The sequence below is a fragment of the Terrisporobacter mayombei genome (assembly GCF_020748465.1).
In the GTDB taxonomy this organism is placed as follows: Bacteria; Bacillota; Clostridia; order Peptostreptococcales; family Peptostreptococcaceae; genus Terrisporobacter; species Terrisporobacter mayombei.
This window is the reverse complement of the sequence record NZ_JAHZMP010000249.1, coordinates 1-447: the sequence shown is the minus strand read 5'-3', so window position 1 is coordinate 447 and position 447 is coordinate 1. Positions and strand designations below refer to the sequence as shown.

1 pseudogene is annotated in these 447 nt (G+C 56.8%); it reads right to left on the bottom strand.

What is annotated here, in order from left to right:
- A pseudogene (gene ccsA / locus K0039_RS25395) lies at positions 1-447 on the bottom strand (cytochrome c biogenesis protein CcsA); the annotation flags it as partial.

The window sequence follows — 447 nt, the reverse complement described above, 5'->3', positions numbered from 1 at the left end:
GAAGATCAGCCCCGGATCCTGCAATAGCGGGTTAAGATCGCGACCTTCAATCGGGAAGTTCGGCAACGTGCGAGAGAACGGGTTAGAGGTAAAGAGAATGAACAGCAAAAAGCCGACACTGACCATCCCCATTATCGCCAGTACACGGGCCACAATATCCAGCGGAATACGCTGACTAAAAATCGCCACCGCAAAGGTCCAGCCGCTCATCAGCAGCACCCACAGCAGTAGCGAGCCTTCATGCGCGCCCCAGGTAGCCGCCACGCGATACCACACCGGAAGCTGGGTATTGGAGTTGCTGGCAACATAGGTGACGGTGAAGTCGTTGACCACGAAAGCATTGACCAGCACCAGAAATGCGCCAGCCACAGACATAAACAGCAGCTAGGCAAACAAGCGGGAAGACGCCATCATGCGCGCATCTCCGCGCGCCACGCCCCATAGCGG